This is a genomic window from Pseudomonas grandcourensis, assembly GCF_039909015.1.
Lineage (GTDB): Bacteria > Pseudomonadota > Gammaproteobacteria > Pseudomonadales > Pseudomonadaceae > Aquipseudomonas > Aquipseudomonas grandcourensis.
Genome location: NZ_CP150919.1, coordinates 5,632,022 through 5,649,321, shown reverse-complemented (window position 1 = coordinate 5,649,321; position 17,300 = coordinate 5,632,022). Strand labels below are relative to the sequence as shown.

16 protein-coding genes are annotated in these 17,300 nt (G+C 60.5%); 9 read left to right on the top strand and 7 right to left on the bottom strand.

Annotated elements, in window-relative coordinates; all coding sequences use genetic code 11:
* The first annotated feature begins 40 nt into the window (after positions 1-40).
* From AABM52_RS25305 to AABM52_RS25270, 8 genes are all read left to right on the top strand, one after another.
* Positions 41-1,222 carry an amino acid ABC transporter permease gene (locus AABM52_RS25305; protein WP_347908846.1) on the top strand — a complete coding sequence of 394 codons (1,182 nt, stop codon included), beginning with the start codon at positions 41-43 and terminating at the stop codon, positions 1,220-1,222.
* Positions 1,223-1,232: 10 nt separating this feature from the next.
* A complete protein-coding gene (locus tag AABM52_RS25300) occupies positions 1,233-2,330 on the top strand; it encodes an amino acid ABC transporter permease (protein ID WP_347908844.1) in 1,098 nt (365 codons plus the stop codon).
* 28 nt (positions 2,331-2,358) lie between these two features.
* A complete protein-coding gene (locus AABM52_RS25295; RefSeq protein ID WP_008053474.1) occupies positions 2,359-3,123 on the top strand; it encodes an amino acid ABC transporter ATP-binding protein in 765 nt (254 codons plus the stop codon).
* 153 nt (positions 3,124-3,276) lie between these two features.
* A complete protein-coding gene (locus AABM52_RS25290) occupies positions 3,277-3,936 on the top strand; it encodes a FadR/GntR family transcriptional regulator (RefSeq protein WP_347908842.1) in 660 nt (219 codons plus the stop codon).
* Positions 3,926-5,230, top strand: coding sequence for a CynX/NimT family MFS transporter (locus tag AABM52_RS25285; RefSeq protein WP_347908840.1), 1,305 nt, complete (start codon positions 3,926-3,928; stop codon positions 5,228-5,230). Before AABM52_RS25290 ends, AABM52_RS25285 begins: the two co-directional genes overlap by 11 nt.
* 127 nt (positions 5,231-5,357) lie before the next feature.
* Positions 5,358-5,828: a nuclear transport factor 2 family protein gene (locus tag AABM52_RS25280; RefSeq protein WP_347908839.1), complete on the top strand. Its 471-nt coding sequence runs from the start codon at positions 5,358-5,360 to the stop codon at positions 5,826-5,828.
* Between the two features lie 40 nt (positions 5,829-5,868).
* The gene (locus tag AABM52_RS25275) at positions 5,869-6,189 is read left to right on the top strand and encodes a GIY-YIG nuclease family protein (protein ID WP_347908837.1); all 321 of its coding nucleotides are present in this window, start codon (positions 5,869-5,871) and stop codon (positions 6,187-6,189) included.
* An 88-nt stretch (positions 6,190-6,277) separates the two neighbouring features.
* On the top strand, positions 6,278-7,213 hold the full coding sequence (locus AABM52_RS25270; protein WP_347908835.1) for a glutathione S-transferase family protein: 936 nt from the start codon (positions 6,278-6,280) through the stop codon (positions 7,211-7,213).
* A 47-nt stretch (positions 7,214-7,260) separates the two neighbouring features.
* Here AABM52_RS25270 and AABM52_RS25265 read toward each other — a convergent pair whose 3' ends face one another.
* Positions 7,261-7,611 (bottom strand): glutaredoxin family protein, encoded by a 351-nt coding sequence (locus tag AABM52_RS25265; protein ID WP_347908833.1) that lies wholly within the window; start codon positions 7,609-7,611, stop codon positions 7,261-7,263.
* Positions 7,611-8,615 (bottom strand): nucleoid-associated protein YejK, encoded by a 1,005-nt coding sequence (gene yejK, locus AABM52_RS25260; RefSeq protein ID WP_008018580.1) that lies wholly within the window; start codon positions 8,613-8,615, stop codon positions 7,611-7,613. The genes AABM52_RS25265 and yejK overlap by 1 nt, the downstream gene beginning before the upstream one ends.
* Before the next feature lie 396 nt (positions 8,616-9,011).
* On the opposite strand from yejK, the gene AABM52_RS25255 reads away from it, so the two are divergent.
* Entirely contained in the window at positions 9,012-9,293 is a 282-nt protein-coding gene (locus tag AABM52_RS25255) for an HU family DNA-binding protein (protein ID WP_007905514.1), read from the top strand.
* 71 nt (positions 9,294-9,364) lie between these two features.
* On the opposite strand, the gene rlmF is transcribed toward AABM52_RS25255, so the two are convergent.
* From rlmF to AABM52_RS25230, 5 genes are all read right to left on the bottom strand, one after another.
* Positions 9,365-10,393, bottom strand: a complete 1,029-nt coding sequence (gene rlmF, locus AABM52_RS25250; protein WP_347908831.1) for a 23S rRNA (adenine(1618)-N(6))-methyltransferase RlmF — start codon at positions 10,391-10,393, stop codon at positions 9,365-9,367.
* Between the two features lie 157 nt (positions 10,394-10,550).
* Entirely contained in the window at positions 10,551-13,397 is a 2,847-nt protein-coding gene (locus AABM52_RS25245; protein ID WP_347908830.1) for a valine--tRNA ligase, read from the bottom strand.
* A gap of 252 nt (positions 13,398-13,649) precedes the next feature.
* On the bottom strand, positions 13,650-14,966 hold the full coding sequence (locus tag AABM52_RS25240) for an MFS transporter (protein ID WP_347908828.1): 1,317 nt from the start codon (positions 14,964-14,966) through the stop codon (positions 13,650-13,652).
* A 261-nt stretch (positions 14,967-15,227) separates the two neighbouring features.
* Positions 15,228-16,460 carry a transporter associated domain-containing protein gene (locus tag AABM52_RS25235; protein WP_347908826.1) on the bottom strand — a complete coding sequence of 411 codons (1,233 nt, stop codon included), beginning with the start codon at positions 16,458-16,460 and terminating at the stop codon, positions 15,228-15,230.
* A 12-nt stretch (positions 16,461-16,472) separates the two neighbouring features.
* On the bottom strand, positions 16,473-17,285 hold the full coding sequence (locus tag AABM52_RS25230; protein WP_347908825.1) for a cytochrome c biogenesis protein CcsA: 813 nt from the start codon (positions 17,283-17,285) through the stop codon (positions 16,473-16,475).
* Positions 17,286-17,300 lie beyond the last annotated feature (15 nt).

Below are 17,300 nucleotides of genomic sequence, written 5' to 3'. Positions count from 1 at the left end.
CACCGGGTGATGTTCTGTTCCATTATTTCCGGGGCACTTCATGCAAAATTCAATCGGCGCACCAAAGCAGAGGCTTAGCCTCAGCGATCCGAAAGTGCGTGCGTGGCTATTCCAGATCATCACCATTGTCGCGGTGGTCTCGATGGGCTGGTATCTGTTCGATAACACCCAAACCAACCTGCAACACCGGGGCATTACCTCCGGTTTCGACTTTCTGGAGCGCAGTGCCGGTTTCGGCATCGCTCAACACCTGATCGACTACACCGAATCGGACACCTATGCCCGAGTGTTTGTCATCGGCCTGCTCAACACGCTGTTGGTGACCTTCATCGGCGTGATCCTGGCGACGATCCTCGGGTTCATCGTCGGCGTGTCACGGCTGTCGAAGAACTGGATCATCAGCAAGGTAGCGACGGTGTATGTGGAAGTCTTCCGCAATATTCCGCCACTGCTGCAAATCCTGTTCTGGTACTTCGCGGTGTTCCTGACCATGCCGGGGCCGCGCAACAGTCATAACTTCGGCGACACCTTCTTTGTCAGCAGCCGTGGCCTGAACATGCCCGCCGCTCTGATGGCGGATGGTTTCTGGCCGTTTGTGGTCAGCGTCGTAGTCGCCATCGTCGCCATCGTGCTGATGAGCCGCTGGGCGACCAAGCGCTTCGAAGCCACCGGTGTGCCGTTCCACAAGTTCTGGGTCGGCCTGGCGCTGTTCCTGGTCATCCCTGCGCTGTGCGCACTGATCTTCGGTGCACCCTTGCATTGGGAAATGCCGAAGCTGCAAGGCTTCAACTTCGTCGGTGGCTGGGTGTTGATCCCGGAACTGCTGGCGCTGACCCTGGCCCTTACGGTGTACACCGCGGCGTTCATCGCCGAGATCGTGCGTTCGGGCATCAAGTCGGTCAGTCATGGCCAGACCGAAGCGGCGCATTCCCTCGGCCTGCGCAACGGCCCGACCCTGCGCAAGGTGATCATCCCGCAAGCCCTGCGCGTGATCATTCCACCGCTGACCAGCCAATACCTGAACCTGGCGAAGAACTCCTCGCTGGCGGCCGGTATCGGTTATCCGGAAATGGTCTCGCTGTTCGCCGGGACCGTGCTTAACCAGACCGGCCAGGCGATCGAGGTGATTGCCATCACCATGAGCGTGTACCTGGCGATCAGTATCAGCATTTCCCTGCTGATGAACTGGTACAACAAGCGCATTGCGCTGATCGAGCGGTAAGGAAAAGCGCATGAGTACTCATACTTTCAAACCTGACATGCCTCCACCGAACCGCAGCATCGGTGTGGTGGCGTGGATGCGCGCGAACATGTTCTCCAGCTGGCTAAACACCGTGCTGACCCTGTTTGCGTTTTACCTCATCTACCTGGTGGTACCGCCGATCCTGCATTGGGCCATCCTCGACGCCAACTGGGTGGGCACGACCCGCGCCGACTGCACGAAGGAGGGCGCCTGCTGGGTGTTCATCCAACAGCGTTTCGGTCAGTTCATGTACGGCTACTTCCCGCCGGTACTGCGCTGGCGCGTGGACCTGACGGTGTGGCTGGCGATTGTCGGCGTGGCGCCGTTGTTCATCTCGCGCTTTCACCATAAGGCGGTGTACGGGCTGAGCTTCCTGGTGCTCTACCCGATCATTGCCTGGTGCCTGCTGCATGGCGGCGTATTGGGGCTGGACGCCGTGGCGACCAGCCAGTGGGGCGGCCTGATGCTGACCCTGGTGATCGCCACCGTCGGCATCGCCGGTGCGTTGCCACTGGGGATCGTCCTGGCGCTGGGCCGTCGTTCGGACATGCCGGCGATTCGCGTGGTCTGCGTGACCTTCATCGAATTCTGGCGCGGCGTGCCGTTGATCACGGTGCTGTTCATGTCCTCGGTGATGCTGCCGTTGTTCCTGCCTGAAGGCATGAACTTCGACAAGCTGCTGCGGGCGCTGATCGGCGTGATCCTGTTCCAGTCGGCCTACGTGGCCGAGGTGGTGCGCGGCGGTCTGCAAGCGATTCCAAAAGGTCAGTACGAAGCAGCGGCGGCGATGGGCCTGGGTTACTGGCGCAGCATGGGCCTGGTGATTCTGCCGCAAGCCCTGAAGCTGGTGATCCCCGGCATCGTCAACACCTTCATTGCCCTGTTCAAGGACACCAGCCTGGTGATCATCATCGGCCTGTTCGACTTGCTCAACAGTGTCAAGCAAGCCGCCGCCGACCCGAAATGGCTGGGCATGGCCACCGAAGGCTACGTGTTCGCCGCCCTGGTGTTCTGGATTTTCTGTTTTGGTATGTCGCGCTATTCCATGCATCTGGAACGCAAGCTCGACACTGGCCACAAGCGCTAAGTCGCTACCTAATTTAGGAAGTTTTGTGATGAGCGAAGCAATCAAACAGCCTGTGAGCCCTGAAGGCATTATTCAGATGCAGGGCGTGAACAAGTGGTACGGTCAGTTTCACGTACTCAAGGACATCAACCTCAACGTCAAGCAGGGCGAGCGTATCGTGCTGTGCGGCCCGTCGGGTTCCGGCAAATCCACCACCATCCGCTGCCTCAACCGTCTGGAAGAGCACCAGCAAGGCCGCATCGTGGTCGATGGCGTGGAACTGACCAACGATCTCAAGCAGATCGAAGCGATCCGCCGTGAAGTCGGCATGGTGTTCCAGCACTTCAACCTGTTCCCGCACCTGACCATCTTGCAGAACTGCACATTGGCGCCGATGTGGGTGCGCAAGATGCCCAAGCGCAAGGCCGAGGAAATCGCCATGCACTACCTGGAACGCGTACGCATTCCAGAGCAGGCGCACAAGTACCCTGGGCAACTGTCCGGCGGCCAGCAACAGCGTGTGGCGATCGCTCGCGCGCTGTGCATGAAGCCGAAGATCATGCTGTTCGACGAACCGACCTCGGCACTCGATCCGGAGATGGTGAAAGAGGTACTGGACACCATGATCGGTCTGGCCGAAGACGGCATGACCATGCTCTGCGTAACCCACGAAATGGGCTTCGCCCGCACCGTGGCCAACCGCGTGATCTTCATGGACAAGGGTGAAATCGTCGAACAGGCTGCACCGAACGACTTCTTCGACAACCCGCAGAATGAGCGCACCAAGCTGTTCCTGAGCCAGATCCTGCATTGATCGACCCCAGGCGCTGAAATAAACCCGGACCGAGTTCCGGGTTTATTTTTGCCTGCGATTTTGTGCCCAGCCAGGTAGGGGGTTGTGTGGGCGGCTTAAGCTGACTACCATGTCAGAAAATTCATCCTATGATTGGATGACAGGGCGAATTCCATGTCAGAAATTTCTCCATTAATGAAACGATCCTTGGTCGATCAGGCCCTGGACCAACTGCGCCTGCGCATCAATCAAGGCACCTGGGTCGTGGGCCAGCGCTTGCCCACCGAGCCTGAGTTGTCCGCCGAACTGGGCATCAGCCGCAACACCGTGCGCGAAGCCATGCGCGTGTTGGCGTTTTCCGGGTTGATCGAGATCCGCCAGGGCGACGGCAGTTACCTGCGGGCGGTGGTCGATCCGCTCGATACCTTGAAGGCGCTGTCCCGTTGTTCACTTGAACAGGCCCGGGAAACCCGGCACATCCTCGAAGTCGAGGCCATTGGCCTGGCGGCAGTGCGCCGTACCGACGAAGACCTGGTGGCATTGCGCGAGGCCCTGGGTGTCAGCGGCAGCCACTATCACGGCGATCTCGACACCTACATCGCCTGCGATCTGGTGTTTCACCGCCGTCTGGTGGACGCCGCGCACAACCCGACCCTCAGCGAGCTGTATCGCTATTTCTCCAGCATCGTCGGCGCCCAATTGCGCCAGACCCTGAGCATCGTCCCGCGCCGTCAGGAAGTGTTCGACCTGCACATCGAGTTGCTCGATGCCGTCGAGCAACGCGACCCGGAACGGGCCAAAGCTCTGTCGAGGCAGTTGATCAATGAACCTTGAAACCGAGAAGCCCATGCATCGCAGTGAGTTATCCACAGCCCCCAAACGTTCGGCCGAGCTGGAAGAGTTGCTGATCGATGCCGAGGCCGATGACGAACAGGTCCAGCAAACCCACCCGGTTCTGCGCCGCCCCTGGCTGTTGCTGCTGGGCCTGATACTGGTGGCGCTGAACCTGCGCCCGGCGCTGTCGAGCATGGCGCCGATGCTCAGCGAGGTCTCGAAGTCCCTTGGCTTGTCGGCGTCCGCGGCGGGATTGCTGACCACCTTGCCGGTGCTTTGCCTGGGCTTGTTTGCGCCGTTGGCACCCGTGCTGGCGCGGCGATTTGGTGCGGAGCGCGTGGTGCTGGGCATTCTTCTGACCCTGGCGGGCGGGATCATCCTGCGCAGTTCGTTCGGTGAAATCGGCCTGTTTGCTGGCAGCGTGCTGGCCGGTGCCAGCATCGGCGTGATCGGCGTGTTGCTGCCGGGTATCGTCAAGCGCGATTTCCCGAAACAGGCCGGGACCATGACCGGCGTCTACACCATGGCCCTGTGTCTGGGCGCGGCGATGGCGGCGGGTGCGACCGTGCCGTTGAGTGAGCACTTCGACAAGAGCTGGGCGATGGGCCTCGGCTTCTGGGTCATTCCGGCATTGGCGGCTGCGCTGTTCTGGTTGCCGCAAGTCGGCCAGAAACAAGGCGCGCACAACGTGGCCTACCGGGTTCGGGGATTGCTGCGCGATCCGCTGGCCTGGCAAGTGACCTTGTACATGGGCTTGCAATCGTCCCTGGCCTACATCGTGTTCGGCTGGTTGCCGTCGATCCTGATCGGCCGTGGTCTGACCCCGACCCAAGCCGGACTGGTGCTGTCGGGTTCGGTGATCGTGCAACTGGTCAGCTCCCTCGCCGCGCCATGGCTGGCGACGCGCGGCAAGGATCAGCGCCTGGCCATTGTGATCGTGATGGCCCTGACCCTCGGCGGTCTGTTCGGTTGCCTGTATGCCCCGATTGAAGGTCTTTGGGGCTGGGCGATTGTGCTGGGGCTGGGGCAGGGCGCCACGTTCAGCCTGGCATTGACCCTGATCGTGCTGCGCTCTCGGGACTCCCATGTTGCGGCGAACCTGTCGAGCATGGCCCAGGGCTTCGGTTACACCCTGGCGTCCATGGGGCCGTTCGCGGTCGGCATCGTGCATGACTGGACCGGCGGCTGGACGGCCGTGGGCTGGATCTTCGGTGTCATCGGCCTTGGTGCGATCCTCGCCGGTCTGGGGGCCGGACGCGCGTTGTACGTGCAGGTCGAAAGCGAAAAGGTCTGATCCCCGCACACTGTCGGTATTCGTTTTGCGAATGCCGATAGTGTTCGACCCATTTGCAGACTATCGTGCAGGCAATCTTTCGATACCCATTGCACACGATACCCATAACACAACAGGGAGCCTGCCCATGAGTGAAGTCCACAGCGCCTTGATCACCCGCTTCTACCAGGCTTTCCAGCGCCTCGATGGCGAAGCCATGGCTGCCTGCTACACCGATGACGTGGTATTCAGTGACCCGGCGTTCGGCGAACTTCGTGGTCGTGATGCGGGCGATATGTGGTGCATGCTCACCTCTCGCGCCAAGGATTTCTCCCTGACTTTCGATCATGTCCGTGCCGATGATCGTACCGGTAGCGCCCATTGGGTTGCGACCTATCTGTTCAGTCAGACCGGCAATACCGTGGTCAATGACATCCAGGCGCGCTTTGTCTTTCGCGATGGCAAGATCTGCGAGCATCACGACAGTTTCGACCTGTGGACATGGTCGCGTCAGGCCCTGGGTTTCAAAGGCCTGCTGCTGGGCTGGACGCCACTTGTTCGGAACGCCGTTCGCTCACAGGCCTTGAAGGGGCTGAAGGCATTCCAGGCCAGTCGCTGATAAGATCGCGGCTTGTTTCCTTTCAAGCCCTGATCGTTACGTGACCACCCTCAGCGAAAGCCCTGTCGACGCCGACACCCCTGCGAGCAAAAGCTGGTTCGTCTACCTCGTTCGCGCGGCCAACGGTTCGCTCTATTGTGGGATCAGCGATGATCCCGTGCGTCGCTTCGCCAAGCATCAAAGCGGCAAGGGCGCGCGATTCTTTCTTTCCAGCCCGGCCATGGCCCTGGTCTACACCGAACGCTGCCGTGACAAAAGCGATGCGTTGCGTCAGGAACGGCTGATCAAGAAGCTCAAGAAGAGTGCCAAGGAATGCCTGGTGGCGAGCGCAGCGAGTGCCGCCCCTGGCTTATCACTCTGACTGATCGGTTCCCATCAGGCAGATTTGTAGGCTGCCAGGTGATTGCGCGCTAAGCTGCGGACTCCTGATCCTTGCGGCGGAGCCGAGCATGTCCGAGTTGATTCTGCATCATTACCCGACGTCCCCCTTTGCCGAGAAGGCCCGCCTGCTGCTGGGCTTCAAAGGCTTGTCCTGGCGTTCGGTGAAGATCTCGCCAGTGATGCCCAAACCGGATCTCACGGCGTTGACCGGTGGCTACCGCAAGACCCCGGTGTTGCAGGTCGGTGCCGATATCTATTGCGACACGGCATTGATTGCCCGGCGACTTGATCAGGAAAAGGCCTTGCCGGCGTTCTTCCCGGAAGGTCAGGAAATGATCACCGCATCGTTCGCAGCCTGGGCTGATTCGGTGGTGTTCCAGCACGCGGTGAGCCTGGTGTTCCAGCCGGAATCGATTGCGGTGCGCTTTGGCAATTTGTCGCCGGAAGCGATCAAGGCGTTTCTGGCCGACCGTGCCGGTTTGTTCAGTGGTGGCAGCGCGACAAAATTGTCTACCGAACAGGCGAAACATCAGTGGCCGACGATCATGTCGCGTCTGGAGCAACAGTTGCAGCGCGAGGAAGGTGACTACCTGTTTGGCGAGCCGTCGATTGCCGACTTCGCCCTGGCTCATTGCCTCTGGTTCCTCAAGGCCACGCCGGTGACGGCTCCTCTGGTCGAAGCTTATCCGGCAGTCAATGCATGGCATGCGCGGGTATTGGGCTTCGGTCATGGTGCATCCAGCGAGATGAGTTCCGAGGAGGCTCTGGCAGTGGCGCGCACGTCCACGCCAGCGGCCTTGCCGGATGAGCAGTTCGTCGATCCAAATGGATTCACGGCGGGGCAGCAGGTAGTGATCGCAGCCACGGACTACGGCGTGGATCCGGTGGCGGGGGAGTTGTTGTTTGCCGGCCGCGAGGAGCTGATTGTACGGCGAGAGGACGAGCGTGGCGGTGTGGTGCATGTGCACTTCCCGCGGTTTGGTTTCCGCATCGAAGCGCAGTAGATGCAAGCCCTGTAGGAGCTGGCAAGCCAGCTCCTACAGGTGAGGCGTTATTTCAGTGCAGCCAGAATCGCATCCGGGTCATACCCGCGAATCAGCGTCCCGTTCACATCGATGATCGGAATGCCGCCACCGCCCAGTGCCTGATAGTCCTCGCGTGCGACGGTGTCCTTCTCGATATCGAACTCCTTGTACGGAATGCCTTTCTGATCGAGGAAGCGCCGGGTCAGCTTGCAGTAACCACACCACTCGGTGGCGTAGAGCACGACGTTGGCCTTGGCCTGGGTCTGCTCCGGCACCACTTGCGATGGGTTGAACACCCGCTCGATCTTGCCCCAGTTCTGATAGGCCACGACCACCAGCAGGATCAGCAGGAATTTCTTCAGTACGCCGCCGAGCATCAGTTGCGACGCTTCAGCTGATCGGTGAGCGAAGTGGGCAGGCCCTTGATGATCAATGTGCCGGCTTCTTCGTCGTACTCGATCTTCGAGCCCAGCAGGTGCGCTTCGAAACTGATCGACAGGCCTTCGGCGCGGCCGGTGAATCGGCGGAACTGGTTCAGGGTGCGTTTATCGGCCGGGATTTCCGGCGAGAGGCCGTAATCCTTGTTGCGGATGTGGTCGTAGAAGGCCTTCGGGCGTTCTTCGTCGATCAACCCCGACAGCTCTTCCAGGCCCATTGGCTCACCGAGCTTGGCCTGGCTGCTGGCGTAATCCACCAGGGTCTTGGTCTTCTCGCGGGCGTCGTCTTCCGGCAGGTCTTCGCTTTCAACGAAATCACTGAAGGCCTTGAGCAGGGTACGGGTTTCACCCGGACCGTCGACGCCTTCCTGGCAGCCGATGAAGTCGCGGAAATACTCCGAAACCTTTTTGCCGTTCTTGCCTTTGATGAACGAAATGTACTGCTTGGATTGTTTGTTGTTCTGCCACTCGGAAACGTTGATCCGCGCCGCCAGGTGCAACTGGCCCAGATCCAGGTGACGGGACGGGGTCACGTCCAGTTCGTCGGTCACGGCCACGCCTTCACTGTGGTGCAGCAGGGCGATGGCCAGGTAGTCGGTCATGCCTTGCTGATAGTGGGCGAACAGCACATGGCCGCCGACCGACAGGTTCGATTCTTCCATCAGCTTTTGCAGATGCTCGACCGCCACGCGGCTGAACGCAGTGAAATCCTGGCCGCCCTCGAGGTACTCCTTCAGCCAGCCGCTGAACGGGAACGCGCCGGATTCCGGATGGAACAGGCCCCAGGCTTTACCCTGTTTGGCGTTATAGCTTTCGTTGAGGTCGGCGAGCATGTTCTCGATGGCCGCGGACTCAGCCAGTTCAGAGTCACGGGCGTGGAGAACTGCGGGTGTGCCGTCGGGTTTTTTGTCGATCAGGTGGACGATGCAATGACGGATCGGCATGGGCTTCTCGGCTGAATGAAGAGAGGAGGGCGTGCTCCCCCGAAAAAGCGCCCAGTGTACCGCAACCACTGGTTTTGGCGCGGTTCGAAGGGCAATTGGCGGGCGACCGACGGCGCTTATGCGTTTTTTTCCTGTTTTAGCGCAATAAAGCTGACCAAATGGGTAGCTAGAGGCGGATATTTCCACGTCTGTGTGCTAGCTTTGCCCGGTCTTGCGCGAAGTCACTGCGTTAAGCGTGCAGTCAGCATTTGTCAGGTCGAACCAAACCCTGATTTCGGTATCTATAACCCCGATCCCGAGGTTATTTGGCCGAGGGTGCCAGATCCAAAAGATCGGGCTCGATGGCTGACATTGCACTCTGCAATCCATATGAATTTGATAGGGAAGGAACACTAAATGGCTCTTACTAAAGACCAACTGATCGCCGACATCGCTGAAGCTATCGACGCGCCGAAAACCACCGCGCGTAACGCTCTGGACCAACTGGGCCAAATCGTTGCCGATCAGCTGGAAAACGGCGGCGAAATCACTCTGCCAGGTATCGGCAAACTGAAAGTGACTGAGCGTCCTGCCCGTACTGGCCGCAACCCTTCGACTGGCGCTGCCATCGAAATCGCTGCCAAGAAAGTGATCAAGCTGGTTGTGGCCAAAGGCCTGACCGACGCTGTTAACAAGTAAGACTTGTTAAAAAAAACCGTGCACCGGAGCGATCCGTGCACGGTTTTTTTGTGGGCGCGATAAAGCGCTCACTATGCTTGAGCGTTGCTCCATCGTGCCTGGCGCCAGGCCTGTTGCTGCGCTTTGGTCTGGAAGGTCCAGGCGACGAAGCGGCTTTGCTTCTGCCCTTGGGACATTTCCACCACCTGGCTTTCCAGGGCACCGGCCTTTTTCAGGGCGGTCTGGATCGCCGGCAGGTTGGACGCCTTTGACACCAATGTACTGAACCACAGCACTTGCTGAGCGACCTGCACGCTTTCGCTGACCAATTGGGTCACGAAGCGTACTTCACCGCCTTCGCACCACAACTCGGCCGACTGGCCGCCAAAGTTCAACACCGGCAGCTTGCGTTTCGGATCGGCTTTGCCCAGGGCGCGCCATTTGCGCGTGCTGCCCCGCGTGGCCTCGTCCAGCGAGGCGTGGAATGGCGGGTTGCACATGGTCAGGTCGAACCGCTCTGTGCTCTCCAGCAGGCCTGTGAGGATCTGCTTGGGGTTGCTCTGCAGGCGTACCTGGATCGCTTTGTTCAGGCCATTGGATTGAACGATGGCCTTCGCCGCGGCGATGGCGGTCGCATCGATATCGGAACCGAGGAACTGCCAGCGATAGTCGCTGTAACCGATCAGCGGATACACGCAGTTGGCGCCCATGCCGATGTCCAGCACCTTCACGGCAGCGCCACGGGGGATCACGCCGTCATTGCCACTGGCCAGCAGGTCGGCGAGGAAGTGCACGTAATCGGCGCGGCCTGGCACCGGCGGGCACAGGTAGTCGGCCGGAATGTCCCAGTGAGCGATGCCATAGAACGATTTGAGCAGCGCCCGGTTGAACACCCGCACGGCTTCCGGGCTGGCGAAGTCGATGCTTTCCTTGCCGTACGGATTGATGATCACGAACTTCTTCAGTTCCGGGGCGCTTTTGATCAGCGTCGGAAAGTCGTAGCGACCCTGATGGCGATTGCGCGGGTGCAGGCTGGCCTTTTCCTTCGGGGCGACGGCCGTGGCCGGGGTCTTCGTGGCAGGCTTTTTGCGCGCAGGCTTGGGGGAGCGGGGGGCGGTCATGGCGGTGGTCGATTCGGGTATGGCTAAAAGTGGCGGGCATTGTCCCACATCTGTGGGGCAACACCGATCAAATGTGGGATCTGCATTGGATGCAGGAAAGTGACAGGCATAAAAAAGGGAGGCCGCATGGGCCTCCCTCATCTATTGCGATTTACCCTTACAGGCTGGCAATCCGCGCATGCTGCTCGGCCAGCTTGCCCAGGGCCTGTTCGGCCTCGGCCAGTTTGGCGCGTTCTTTCTCGATGACTTCGGCTGGCGCCTTGTCAACGAAACCAGCGTTGGACAGCTTGCCGCCGACTCGTTGCACTTCACCTTGCAGACGCTGGATTTCCTTGTCCAGACGCGCCAGTTCCGCACCTTTGTCGATCAAACCGGCCATTGGCACCAGCACTTCCATCTCGCCGACCAGCGCGGTGGCGGACAGCGGTGCTTCTTCGCCGGCAGCCAGCACGGTGATCGATTCGAGGCGCGCCAGCTTCTTCAGCAGCGCTTCGTTCTCGGTCAGGCGACGCTGATCCTCGGCGCTGACGTTCTTCAGGAACAGCGGCAGCGGTTTGCCCGGGCCGATGTTCATTTCGCCACGGATGTTGCGGGTGCCGAGCATCAGGCCCTTGAGCCATTCGATGTCATCTTCGGCGGCCTGATCGATGCGCGTTTCGTTGGCCACCGGCCAAGGTTGCAGCATGATCGTCTTGCCTTCGATGCCGGCCAGCGGCGCGATGCGCTGCCAGATTTCTTCGGTGATGAACGGCATGAACGGATGCGCCAGGCGCAGGGCGACTTCCAGCACGCGCACCAGGGTGCGACGGGTGCCGCGCTGGCGTTCGACCGGTGCGTTTTCGTCCCACAGTACAGGCTTGGACAGTTCCAGGTACCAGTCGCAATACTGGTTCCAGATGAACTCGTACAAGGCTTGTGCGGCCAGGTCGAAACGGAACTGGTCGAGTTGGCGGGTCACTTCGGCTTCGGTGCGTTGCAGCTGCGAGATGATCCAGCGGTCAGCCAGGGACAGCTCAAAGGCTTCGCCGTTCTGGCCGCAGTCTTCGCCCTTGTCCAGCACGTAGCGCGCCGCGTTCCAGATCTTGTTGCAGAAGTTGCGATAGCCTTCGACGCGGCCCATGTCGAACTTGATGTCGCGACCGGTGGACGCCAGCGAGCAGAAGGTGAAGCGCAGGGCGTCGGTGCCGTAGCTGGCGATGCCTTCGGCGAACTCGTCGCGGGTCTGCTTCTCGATCTTCTTCGCCAGTTTCGGCTGCATCATGCCGGAGGTGCGTTTCTGCACCAGGGCTTCGAGCTCGATGCCGTCGATGATGTCCAGCGGGTCCAGGACGTTGCCCTTGGACTTGGACATCTTCTGGCCCTGGCCGTCACGCACCAGACCGTGAACGTACACAGTCTTGAACGGAACCTGCGGCGTGCCGTCTTCGTTTTTCACCAAATGCATGGTGAGCATGATCATCCGGGCAACCCAGAAGAAAATGATGTCGAAGCCAGTCACCAGGACGTCGGTGGAGTGGAATTTCTTCAGGAACTCGGTTTGTTCCGGCCAGCCGAGGGTGGAGAACGTCCACAGGCCCGAGCTGAACCAGGTGTCGAGAACGTCGTTGTCCTGTTGCAGCGCAACGTCCGGGCCGAGATTGTGCTTGGTCCGCACTTCGGCTTCGTCGCGGCCGACGTAGACCTTGCCCGATTCGTCGTACCAGGCCGGAATCCGGTGGCCCCACCACAGCTGACGGCTGATGCACCAGTCCTGGATGTCGCGCATCCACGAGAAGTACATGTTTTCGTACTGTTTCGGCACGAACTGGATACGGCCGTCTTCAACGGCGGCAATCGCAGGCTCGGCCAAAGGCTTGGTGGACACGTACCACTGGTCGGTCAGCCAAGGCTCGATGACGGTGCCGGAGCGGTCGCCTTTCGGCACTTTCAGGGCGTGATCGTCAACGCTGACCAGCAGGCCGATAGCGTCGAACGCGGCCACGATCTGCTTGCGCGCTTCGAAGCGGTCGAGACCGGCGTATTCGGCAGGGATCTTGCCGTCGATGGTTTCGTTCAGCGTGCCGTCGAGGTTGAACACCTGGCATGCTGGAAGAACGGCTGCGTTTTTGTCGAAGATGTTCAGCAGCGGCAGGTTGTGACGCTTGCCGACTTCGTAGTCGTTGAAGTCGTGGGCCGGGGTGATTTTCACGCAGCCGGTGCCGAATTCAGGGTCGCAGTAATCGTCGGCGATGATCGGGATGCGGCGGCCAACCAGTGGCAGCTCGACAAATTTGCCGATCAGGGCTTTGTAGCGTTCATCGTTCGGGTTAACGGCCACGGCGGAGTCGCCGAGCATGGTTTCCGGGCGAGTGGTCGCGACGATCAGGAAGTCGTTGCCTTCAGCGGTCTTGGCGCCGTCGGCCAGCGGGTATTTCAGGTTCCACAGGAAACCTTTTTCGTCGTGGTTTTCCACTTCGAGATCGGAAATCGCCGTGTGCAGCTTGGTGTCCCAGTTGACCAGGCGCTTGCCGCGGTAGATCAGGCCGTCTTCGTGCAGGCGTACGAAAGCTTCTTTAACGGCTTCCGAGAGACCGTCGTCCATGGTGAAGCGCTCGCGGCTCCAATCTACGGACGAACCGAGGCGACGGATCTGACGGCTGATGTTGCCACCGGACTCATCTTTCCACTCCCAGACTTTCTCGAGGAATTTCTCGCGGCCCAGGTCATGGCGGCTCTGGCCCTTGGCTTCGAGCTGACGCTCTACCAGCATCTGCGTGGCGATACCGGCGTGGTCGGTACCCGGCTGCCACAGGGTGTTGCGACCCTGCATGCGGCGGAAACGGATCAGGGCGTCCATGATCGCGTTGTTGAAGCCGTGACCCATGTGCAGGCTGCCGGTGACGTTCGGCGGCGGGATCATGATGGTGTAGGACTCGCCCGCGCCTTGCGGGGCGAAGTAATTCTCTGACTCCCAGGTGTTGTACCAGGAAGTTTCAATGGCGTGCGGCTGGTAGGTCTTATCCATGCGCGGCGGGACCCTATTGGCATTTATTCAGGAAAAGCCGGGAAGTATAGCGGGGATGAGCCGATGCGCGTAGAGCGAGGTGACAATGGGTGGGGGAAAGTTGTGGTTGTTTGGTGGCTATTTCGTCAGTTGTGGCCCCTTCGTCGGAACGCCGCCCGGACCAAGCCCGCTCCCACAGGGATATGTGTCGTACCGGCATTTTGTGAACGACACTCAACCTGTGGGAGCGAGCCTGCTTGCGATGACTATCTGTCAGACAACCTGATTCAGGTCGTTATGCCGCGTTTCCTTCAGGCACAGCACTGCAATCAAACTCAGCACCGCCGCCCCGGACACGTAACCGCCGACGTAACTCAACCCGCCCATCGCCACCAGTTTCTGGGCGAAGAACGGCGCCGCGGAAGCACCGACGATACCACCCAGGTTGTAGGCCGCCGAGGCGCCGGTGTAGCGCACGTGGGTGGGGAACAGCTCCGGCAGCAGCGCACCCATCGGCGCAAATGTCACGCCCATCAGAAACAGTTCGATGCACAGGAACAGCGCCACACCCCAGGTCGAACCTTGGGTCAGCAGGGGTTCCATGAGGAAGCCGGACAGGATTGCCAGCACACCGCCGATGATCAGCACCGGTTTGCGCCCGCAACGGTCGCTGGCCCAGGCCGACAGCGGGGTGGCGGCAGCCATGAACAGCACTGCGAAGCACAGCAGGGCGAGGAAGGTTTCGCGGCTGTAGCCGAGCGTTGCCACGCCGTAACTCAGGGAAAACACGGTGGAGATGTAAAACAGCGCGTAGCACACGACCATCGCGCCGGCGCCCAGCAATACGGGCGCCCAGTATTGGCCGAACAGCTCGAACAGGGGGATCTTCACGCGTTCCTGACGCGCCATGGCGTTGGCGAACACCGGGGTCTCATGCAGCTTGAGGCGCACATACAGGCCGACCATCACCAGTGCGGCGCTGAGCAGGAACGGAATACGCCAGCCCCATGAGCGGAACTGTTCATCGTCCAGCACCACGGCCAGGGTCAGGAACAGGCCGTTGGCCGCCAGAAAGCCGATGGATGGGCCCAGTTGCGGGAACATGCCGAACCACGCGCGCTTGCCTTTCGGCGCGTTCTCCGTGGCCAGCAATGCCGCACCTCCCCATTCACCGCCCAACCCAAGGCCTTGGCCGAAGCGCAAGACGCAAAGCAGGATCGGTGCCCAGGCGCCAATGCTGTCGTAACCCGGCAGCACGCCGATCAGTGTGGTGCACACGCCCATCAGCAGCAGCGAGGCGACCAGGGTCGACTTGCGGCCGATACGGTCGCCGAAGTGACCGAAAAGGGCCGAACCCAAGGGGCGCGCAAGGAAAGCGATGCCGAACGTGAGAAACGCCGAAAGCATCTGGGCGGTGCCGGATGTCTGCGGAAAGAACACCGGACCGATCACCAGTGCGGCGGCGGTGGCATAGACGTAGAAGTCGTAGAACTCGATGGCAGTACCGATGAAACTCGCGGTGGCCACGCGGGTGGCGGAGTTCGTCGGTTGCACAGGTGTGGAGTCGCTGTAAGTCGTGCTGGTCGTCATGCGGTTATCCCTGACAGTCATGTGCTCCGGTGGAGCGAATTATTATGGTCGAGAACCCAGGGATGTGGGTGGAGGCACGGTCGCTGTTCAAGGTAGGAACAGTCGTCGGTTTGTTACGGACTTTGCGGGTGGACGGGCCGGAAGCTGCGAAGTGCGGGGTAAGCACGGAGCCGGCAAGGCTTGGGTAAGCGCTTCGATTATAGGAAGGTGGCTAACGATCGAACAAGTGGCTTGAGTTGCCACAAAAGATTTGCCTGGCAGTTAGATAACAACCGGCATCGAGCTGGTCTGCCAGATCAGCACCCGCGTGACGCGGTTGTCCTCGGTCTCGAGAATTTCCAGGCGATACCGGCCGATCTTCAGGCACACCGCGCTTTCGGGAATGGTTTCCAGTGCCTCGGTGACCAGACCGTTCAGGGTTTTCGGGCCATCGCTGGGCAGGTGCCAGCCGAGGCTCTTGTTCAGCTCGCGAATGGACGCGGCACCGTCGATCACCAGGCGTCCGTCGGCTTGCGGATGAATGTGCGGATTGTCCAGGCTCTGCTGGCTTTCGAACTCGCCGACGATTTCTTCGAGAATGTCTTCCAGGGTGACGATGCCCAGCACTTCGCCGTATTCGTCGACCACCATGCCCAGGCGTCGCTGCTGCTTGTGGAAGTTGAGCAGTTGCAACTGCAACGGGGTGCTTTCCGGCACGAAGTACGGCTCGTGGCTGGCAGCCAGTAACGCTTCCCTGGTCAGGCTTGCATCGGGCAGCAAGTGAAGGATGTGCCGGGTGTTGAGGACGGCTTCGACCTGGTTGATATCACTGTGGAACACCGGCAGGCGAGTACGTCTGTTGTGGCGCAATTGTTCGATGATTTCCTCGATGGAGTCATCGAGATTGATGCCGTCCACGTCGCTGCGCGGTACCAGGATGTCATTGACGGTGATGTTGTCCAGCGCGTGGATGCCTGGCAGCGGGTGAGGGCGGTTTACGGTTTCGGAGGGCGCATGCCGCTCCGTCAGCGTTTCGTCCTCACTCTGTTGCACCACTTTGGCTTTACGGGCGAACGGCCGCGTCAGCAACTGACTGATGCTGTTGAGCAACCATGCCGCAGGATAGATGATTTTCAGCGGCACCCGCAGCAGGTTGTTGCCCTGGGCCAGGATCGCATCCGGATAGCGAACGGCGAGGGTGCGCGGCAAGTAGTCGGAAAACACTAGTAGCATGGCGCCCGCCCCGAGGCAGGCGACCCACGGACCGTTCTCGGCCCAGGTGAAAATAGCCAGCAAGGTGCTGATGACCACCACCAGTGCGCGGCACAGGGTGTTGCAAAAAATCAGGCTGGCCAAGGGAAAGCTGAGTTTCGCCACCGGTTTGTCGCTGGAACGCGTTGCGGTGCGCTGGGCCAGCAAATGCTGGTGCGCCGCTTCGATGGCGGTAAACAGCCCCGACCATAAAACCAGCAGGGTCACTACCGCGAGCATCGGCCCTATGGGCAAGTCGTCCATTAATGCCGCCCGTCAGATATGCAGGATGTATTCACGAACCAGCTTGCTGCCGAAATACGCCAGCATCAGCAGGCAAAAACCGGCCAGGGTCCAGCGAATGGCTTTGTGCCCGCGCCAGCCGAGGCGATTGCGTCCCCACAGCAGCACGCTGAAAACGACCCAGGCCAGGCAGGCCAGCAGGGTTTTGTGCACCAGATGCTGGGCGAACAGGTTCTCGACGAACAGCCAGCCGGAAATCAGCGACAGCGACAACAGCGTCCAGCCGGCCCAGAGGAACCCGAACAGCAGGCTTTCCATGGTTTGCAGCGGCGGGAAGTTCTTGATCAGCCCGGAGGGGTGCTTGTGCTTGAGCTGGTGGTCTTGAACCAGCAGTAGCAAGGACTGGAACACCGCGATGGTGAACATGCCGTAGGCCAGAATCGAAAGCAGGATGTGGGCGAGGATGCCCGGCTCCTCATCGATGACCTGTACCGTGCCGGTGGGGGCAAAGTGCGCCAGCATCACGGTCAGGGCCCCAAGCGGGAACAGCAGGACCAGCAGGTTCTCCACCGGAATCCGCGAGCAGGCCAGCAGGGTCAGTGCGATGACCGCCACGGCAATCAGGCTGGCGGCACTGAAGAAGTCCAGGGCCAGGCCGGTCGGGGTCAGCAGGTGGGTGAGCAGGCTGACGCTGTGGGCCAATACGGCGAGCACGCCGAGCATGACCAGCAGGCGTTTGTTGACCTTGGCGCCGGACGCCAGGCGAGTGCCCTGGTAAATGGTCGCAGCGGCATACAAGCAGGCGGCGGCGAGGGTAGTTAGCAAGCTGGGTGACAAGGGGAGCATAAATCCTGTTAGGCA

What these genes read in the sequence shown, in the direction of transcription:
- AABM52_RS25305 (WP_347908846.1), top strand. Translation starts at nt 41, where the DNA reads ATGCAAAATTCAATCGGCGCACCAAAGCAGAGGCTTAGCCTCAGCGAT.
- AABM52_RS25300 (WP_347908844.1), top strand. Translation starts at nt 1,233, where the DNA reads ATGAGTACTCATACTTTCAAACCTGACATGCCTCCACCGAACCGCAGC.
- AABM52_RS25295 (WP_008053474.1), top strand. Translation starts at nt 2,359, where the DNA reads ATGAGCGAAGCAATCAAACAGCCTGTGAGCCCTGAAGGCATTATTCAG.
- AABM52_RS25290 (WP_347908842.1), top strand. Translation starts at nt 3,277, where the DNA reads ATGTCAGAAATTTCTCCATTAATGAAACGATCCTTGGTCGATCAGGCC.
- AABM52_RS25285 (WP_347908840.1), top strand. Translation starts at nt 3,926, where the DNA reads ATGAACCTTGAAACCGAGAAGCCCATGCATCGCAGTGAGTTATCCACA.
- AABM52_RS25280 (WP_347908839.1), top strand. Translation starts at nt 5,358, where the DNA reads ATGAGTGAAGTCCACAGCGCCTTGATCACCCGCTTCTACCAGGCTTTC.
- AABM52_RS25270 (WP_347908835.1), top strand. Translation starts at nt 6,278, where the DNA reads ATGTCCGAGTTGATTCTGCATCATTACCCGACGTCCCCCTTTGCCGAG.
- AABM52_RS25265 (WP_347908833.1), bottom strand. Translation starts at nt 7,611, where the DNA reads ATGCTCGGCGGCGTACTGAAGAAATTCCTGCTGATCCTGCTGGTGGTC.
- yejK (WP_008018580.1), bottom strand. Translation starts at nt 8,615, where the DNA reads ATGCCGATCCGTCATTGCATCGTCCACCTGATCGACAAAAAACCCGAC.
- AABM52_RS25255 (WP_007905514.1), top strand. Translation starts at nt 9,012, where the DNA reads ATGGCTCTTACTAAAGACCAACTGATCGCCGACATCGCTGAAGCTATC.
- rlmF (WP_347908831.1), bottom strand. Translation starts at nt 10,393, where the DNA reads ATGACCGCCCCCCGCTCCCCCAAGCCTGCGCGCAAAAAGCCTGCCACG.
- AABM52_RS25245 (WP_347908830.1), bottom strand. Translation starts at nt 13,397, where the DNA reads ATGGATAAGACCTACCAGCCGCACGCCATTGAAACTTCCTGGTACAAC.
- AABM52_RS25240 (WP_347908828.1), bottom strand. Translation starts at nt 14,966, where the DNA reads ATGACGACCAGCACGACTTACAGCGACTCCACACCTGTGCAACCGACG.
- AABM52_RS25235 (WP_347908826.1), bottom strand. Translation starts at nt 16,460, where the DNA reads ATGGACGACTTGCCCATAGGGCCGATGCTCGCGGTAGTGACCCTGCTG.
- AABM52_RS25230 (WP_347908825.1), bottom strand. Translation starts at nt 17,285, where the DNA reads ATGCTCCCCTTGTCACCCAGCTTGCTAACTACCCTCGCCGCCGCCTGC.